Consider the following 5,523-nt stretch of genomic DNA (forward strand, 5'->3'; position numbering starts at 1 on the left):
AGTTGGATGGCGTGCCCTTGGCTGACTATACTCTGCGCTCTCTGCGTGACCAGATAGGCTTGGTGACACAGCATGTCACGCTGTTTAACGACACCATCGCAAACAACATTGCCTATGGCAATCTTAAAGGCGCGCCAGAAAGCGAGTTGCAGGCGGTCGCAACCAAGGCAAACGCGCTTGATTTTATTACAGATAAAGATTCCGGCTTCAATACAGAAATTGGCGACAACGGCGTTTCGCTTTCCGGTGGCCAGCGTCAGCGGCTGGCGATTGCACGGGCTTTGTTGAAAGATGCTCCTCTACTGATATTGGATGAGGCGACGTCTGCGCTTGATAACGAATCTGAGAAAGTGATTCAGAAAGAGCTGGATGAGTTGATGGTCGGCCGAACTACGCTCGTTATTGCGCACCGTTTATCTACTATAGAAGAGGCCGATGTGATTGTCGTGATGGATAATGGTTACATCGTAGAGCAGGGTTCGCATGCAGAGTTGCTCGCCAAAGACGGTGAGTACGCCAAGCTTTATAAGATGGCCCAGAGCGACGAAGTATAGCGACGCTTTAAACAACGACAAATTAAGCTGCCTCTCCAACAACCGAGCTAAATGAAATGAGTCAAGGCTTTGCTGAAAAACTGAGCAATGCATGGTATCAAAAAGCCTTGTGGCCTTGGCTCTTTTTGCCGCTATCTCTGCTTTTTGGCTTAGTGTTGTTGATTCGTTCTTTTTTCAAACCTTCTCCCCCTACTAGCTCCGTCCCCGTGATTGTAGTCGGCAATATTACGGCCGGTGGTACGGGTAAATCCCCTTTAGTCAGCTATCTGGTGCGTTACTTTGAAGGCAGAGGGTACCGAGTTGGCGTTGTTAGTCGAGGTTATGGGGTCGCGATCCCCCAAAGTGAGGTTCGAATAGTCAGGCTAGAGAGCAAAGCCAGTGAAGTTGGCGACGAGCCTCTCATGTTGAAACAGTTGTTGGGGTGCGACATTGCTTTGAGTCCAGATCGTCAAAGGGCAGTCGACTATCTGGCGAATGTTGGCGTTGATTTGGTGGTCGCTGATGATGGTCTTCAGCACTATAAAATGCATCGAGATATTGAGCTATGCGTCATTGATGGCAAACGCGGTATTGGCAATGGTCAGCTGTTGCCGACGGGACCATTGAGAGAGCCCGTATCTCGGTTATTCGAAGTGGATGCCATTGTCTGTAATGGCGCATTGGAGACGGAGATGACATTGCTTACGTCATTGCCGGATTCCGTTTTTCGAACGCACATGCAGCTTACTCCGAAGCAGTTTGTTCGTTTGGATGGTTCTGAAAGTATCGATGTAAATACCTTTGTAGAGCGTTACGCGTCGCAACGTTTTTCTTCGATTGCTGCGATCGGCAATCCGCAGCGTTTTTTTGGTACCTTGCAGGCCCTGGGCCTCAGGTGCGATGAATACCCTTACCCAGACCATTATGGCTACAAGCAAAAAGATCTGAACGATAAAAAAACAGCGATCCTCATGACCGAAAAAGACGCGGCAAAATGCAAAGATCTACATTGTGAAGATGCTTGGTTCCTGCGTGTTGAGCCGGAACTTCAAGACAATCTAGGTGAGAGGCTTTACAATCAGCTCAATGAAATGGGTCGTCTCGCACGGCTGGAAAATTGAATACGGTTTTAATTAAGGGACACTGTTTTGGATAAGAAGTTACTCTCGATTCTCGCTTGCCCGCTTTGTAAAGGTGAGCTGAAGTATGACAAGGATGCCCAGGAACTCATTTGTAAAGCAGATGGTGTTGCCTACCCGATTCGCGACGACATTCCGGTGATGCTTGAGTCTGAGGCGCGCACCTTGACGACAGACGAGAAACTGAGCAAAGACTAAACCACGTCTTTAGATAAGCAAAAGCCACCATATAAAATAGAAGGTTGTTTTAATGTTGCGATATACCGTCATTATTCCAGCACGCTTTGCTTCTCAGCGATTGCCAGGTAAACCGCTGCTTGATATCGCAGGCAAGCCAATGATTCAGCGTGTGTATGATCAGGTGCAAGACCTTGGTGCTCATCGCGTGATTGTGGCGACAGATCATCCTGATATCGAATCCGTTTGTAAGGCGGCCGGAGCCGAGGTGATGATGACCTCGGCTGATCATCCGTCCGGGACCGACCGGCTTGAAGAAGTGGTTAGCAAGCTTGACCTTGATGAGGACGAGATTGTTGTGAATGTTCAAGGCGATGAACCCTTGATTCCAAAGGCGTTGGTTGAGCAAGTCGCGCAAAATTTGGATGATCATCCGGAAGCGGGCATCGCAACGCTGTGCGAGCGTATTCACGATTTAGATACTGTTCTCAATCCCAACGCGGTGAAAGTTGTTTTTGATGAGCATGGTTTTGCCTCGTATTTTAGTCGTGCGCCGATTCCTTACGCACGCGATGCCTTAACTGAAACACCTCCTCGATTGTCTTCAAAAGCAGAGTATTATCGCCATATCGGTATGTATGCTTATCGCGTTGGTTTTCTTCGCCAGTATGTGCAATGGCTGCCCAGTATGACGGAGCAAGTCGAAAAGCTTGAGCAGTTGCGCGCGCTCAGCAATGGTGTGCGAATACACATCGATATCGCAGCGGAAGCGCCTCCTTCAGGCGTGGATACACAGGAAGATTTAGAGCGTGTGCGTCAGTATTTTAAGGGTGAGAAATGACGCGCGTGCTGTTCGTTTGCTTGGGTAATATTTGTCGTTCACCCACTGCGCATGGTGTATTTGAGTCGCTTGTAAAAGCCAAGGGGCTTGCTGAGCAGATTCACATTGATTCTTGTGGTACCGGCGGTTGGCACATTGGTGAGTCGCCAGACAAGCGCGCGACAGCGCATGCTAGAAAACGTGGTTATGACTTATCGCATTTGAGGGCGCGACAGGTTCAAAGCAATGATTTTTACGAGTTTGATTACATTCTTGCGATGGATGAGGCAAACCTGCGTGAGCTTGATTTGCTCTGCCCGAAAGATGCCAAAGTGATTCCCCAGTTATTTTTGTCCTTTGGTGACTATAGCGAGACCGAAGTACCCGATCCCTATTATGGCGGCGAGCGGGGCTTTGAGCATGTTCTGGATTTAGTCGAGTCGGCCTGCGAAGGCTTGCTTGAAGACATCCTTTCTAAGTAGGCCTAACCTGTGGCACCTCGATACTCGCAGCTGGATTTGACTGAACGTAATACGATGGCGTTGCCTTGTGTCGCCGAGCGCTTTGTGGAATTGGCAACCGATGATGAGGTACTAGCGTTTTTTCAAGGCGTTAGAGGCGATGTCTTGATTCTAGGAGGGGGTAGTAACGTCATACTTCCTGAACGAATTCGTCAACCGGTTGTGAGCCTAAAGCACGCAGATATCAATGTCGAGCAAGAGACTGAAACAAGCGTCGTGTTGCGCGTTGGTGCTGCGGTTGTATGGGATGCCTTGGTTGCCTGGAGCGTCGCGCAGGGCTATTACGGGCTGGAAAATCTGTCGTTGATCCCTGGATGTGTTGGTGCCGCACCCGTTCAGAATATTGGTGCTTATGGCGTTGAGCTAAAAGAGCGTGTGTTAAGGGTGCGCGCTTATGACAGGCAGCTTCAGAGATTTGTTGAACTGATGCGTAACGAGTGCGAATTCGCCTATCGCGATAGTGTTTTCAAACGGCACTCAGGACGTTATGTGATTACCGAAGTGTGTTTTGAGCTTTCAAAGCAGCCTCGGTTTGTTTTGACGTATGGCGAGCTACAAACCCTTCAAGATAGCCCAGATTTATCGCTGCAGTTAGTGCGCGACACGGTGATCGCTGTTCGTTCGGAAAAGCTCCCAGACCCTTCGGTTATTCCCAATACAGGCAGTTTTTTCAAAAACCCTGTGATTTCAAAGCGCGCTTTTGATGCGTTGCAGTTCGATTTTCCCGGAGTGGTCGGATATCCCCAAGGACACAATAGCGTTAAGGTAGCGGCCGGTTGGCTGATTGATCAGGCGGGCTTCAAAGCAAAGCAGTTAGGTGCTGCGCGTGTGCATGATCGTCAGGCTCTCGTGCTTACCAATACAGGTGGTGCGCAGCAACATGATATTTTGGACCTGGCGGCGAGTATTCAAAGTCAGATTAAAAGTATTTTTTCGGTAGAGCTTGAGATAGAGCCGGTTGTTATTCAAGAGCAACAACAGGAGCCGCGCCATGATTAAAAATTACGCATAGAAGTGCGATACGATTACGATGTTTTGGCGGAACACAATAGCGAGCACGACGTGAAAGCATCGTTTAACTTCGACCCGAGTAATACGCAAAATTTTGTTGGACAGAACAGAGGCCCACACGCTGTCACGCTCGCTTTAGGTATTGACCATGAGTTGGATGAAGACTGGCTGTTAAGCTTAGCGGACATGTATACACGCTCAAGTCACGGGCGTGAAGTAGGTGGTGATCTGGTTATGAATTGGCTGTGGTAGTTGTGCCCGTGCCAGAGCATCAGCACTAGGTTTGTGGGCGAAACAGATAGTCTTTAATATCAATGCCAAAGGTATGGTTTGGTAGGCCATTCTTAATAGCGAACGGTGTGCCAGTAGAATCTTTTGGTGTCGCCGACAGGTCTATGACATAAGGTGATCTTAGTTTTTTGTTTGCATCGGTCACTAGCTCTACCTTCGGTTTAAGCCGTGCGTCAGGGTTTGAAGAAACAACAATGCCGACCTCTCCATTGCTCATTTCAACGAGCGTTCCCGGCGGGTAGATACCTATCATGCGGATAAAGGCTTCCACGAGCTTTTTGTCGAAATGCTTGTTTGTTTCGCCAAAGAGAATTTTCAGTGCTTCAAAAGCAGACTTGCCTCGCTGATAGCAGCGATCACTGGTAATGGCATCGTAGACGTCGACGATAGAGACCATGCGAATAAACTGGTGAAGTAGGCTTGCATCCAGCTGCTCCGGATAGCCCGAACTGTCAACGCGCTCATGGTGGTAGTGCGCTGTATCAATTACGAGTTGCTCTAGCCCCTCTTGTTTACCAAGAATTTCTCTTCCAAAGACGGCATGTTGCTTCATGATTTCATATTCGTCTGAGCTTAGATTGCGCGGCTTGTTGAGTATGTCTGGTGGGGTTTTTGTCTTTCCCACATCGTGCAGCATGCCTGCTAAGCCGAGCAGTTGAAGGTCTTGGTCCGGAAGACCTAAAAAACGACCAAATGCGATTGAAAGTACGCCTACGCGCATGCAGTGTTCAGAGGTGTATTTGTCTTCGTTCTTGATCTTGGTAAGCCAAAGCATCGCGTTTGCGTTGCTGATGATACTCGTCATGCACTCGCGCACAACGGCGCGAGATTCTTCGACAGCAAATGCTTCTCCGTTGTTGATGTCGTTTAGTACTTTTTCGATATGTTCGTGAGTTTTCTCTAGAGTGAACTTAGCGCGGGGCATTTCCTCATGAATGTCACGTGTTTCGCGAAATCCGGCGATTAACTGAGTTGGCGTTTTTTGCGTTGCTTCTTCAGCCTTGAGCCAACGTGGGTCATCGGTTTCGATA

Annotated in this window: 8 protein-coding genes; 7 read left to right on the plus strand and 1 reads right to left on the minus strand. The window is 48.7% G+C overall.

Annotation, left to right across the window (positions count from 1 at the left end; translation table 11 throughout):
• The 7 genes from A3751_RS16535 to A3751_RS16565 form a co-directional block, all read left to right on the plus strand.
• A partial coding sequence (locus A3751_RS16535; RefSeq protein ID WP_156492554.1) for an ABC transporter ATP-binding protein occupies positions 1–554 on the plus strand: 554 nt, incomplete at its 5' end.
• Positions 555–610: 56 nt separating this feature from the next.
• The gene (gene lpxK / locus A3751_RS16540) at positions 611–1,654 is read left to right on the plus strand and encodes a tetraacyldisaccharide 4'-kinase (RefSeq protein ID WP_068458016.1); all 1,044 of its coding nucleotides are present in this window, start codon (positions 611–613) and stop codon (positions 1,652–1,654) included.
• Between the two features lie 27 nt (positions 1,655–1,681).
• A complete protein-coding gene (locus A3751_RS16545) occupies positions 1,682–1,870 on the plus strand; it encodes a Trm112 family protein (RefSeq protein ID WP_068458017.1) in 189 nt (62 codons plus the stop codon).
• A 52-nt stretch (positions 1,871–1,922) separates the two neighbouring features.
• A complete protein-coding gene (kdsB, locus tag A3751_RS16550) occupies positions 1,923–2,690 on the plus strand; it encodes a 3-deoxy-manno-octulosonate cytidylyltransferase (protein WP_068458020.1) in 768 nt (255 codons plus the stop codon).
• On the plus strand, positions 2,687–3,151 hold the full coding sequence (locus A3751_RS16555) for a low molecular weight protein-tyrosine-phosphatase (protein WP_068458022.1): 465 nt from the start codon (positions 2,687–2,689) through the stop codon (positions 3,149–3,151). The genes kdsB and A3751_RS16555 overlap by 4 nt, the downstream gene beginning before the upstream one ends.
• A 36-nt stretch (positions 3,152–3,187) precedes the next feature.
• A complete protein-coding gene (gene murB, locus A3751_RS16560) occupies positions 3,188–4,189 on the plus strand; it encodes a UDP-N-acetylmuramate dehydrogenase (protein WP_156492555.1) in 1,002 nt (333 codons plus the stop codon).
• Positions 4,190–4,204: 15 nt separating this feature from the next.
• The gene (locus A3751_RS16565) at positions 4,205–4,453 is read left to right on the plus strand and encodes a hypothetical protein (RefSeq protein ID WP_068458026.1); all 249 of its coding nucleotides are present in this window, start codon (positions 4,205–4,207) and stop codon (positions 4,451–4,453) included.
• A gap of 25 nt (positions 4,454–4,478) precedes the next feature.
• Here the strand turns inward: A3751_RS16565 and A3751_RS16570 are convergent.
• Positions 4,479–5,523: HD-GYP domain-containing protein (locus A3751_RS16570; protein ID WP_068458028.1), on the minus strand; the 1,045-nt coding region annotated here is incomplete at its 5' end.

The organism is Oleiphilus sp. HI0080, assembly GCF_001635135.1.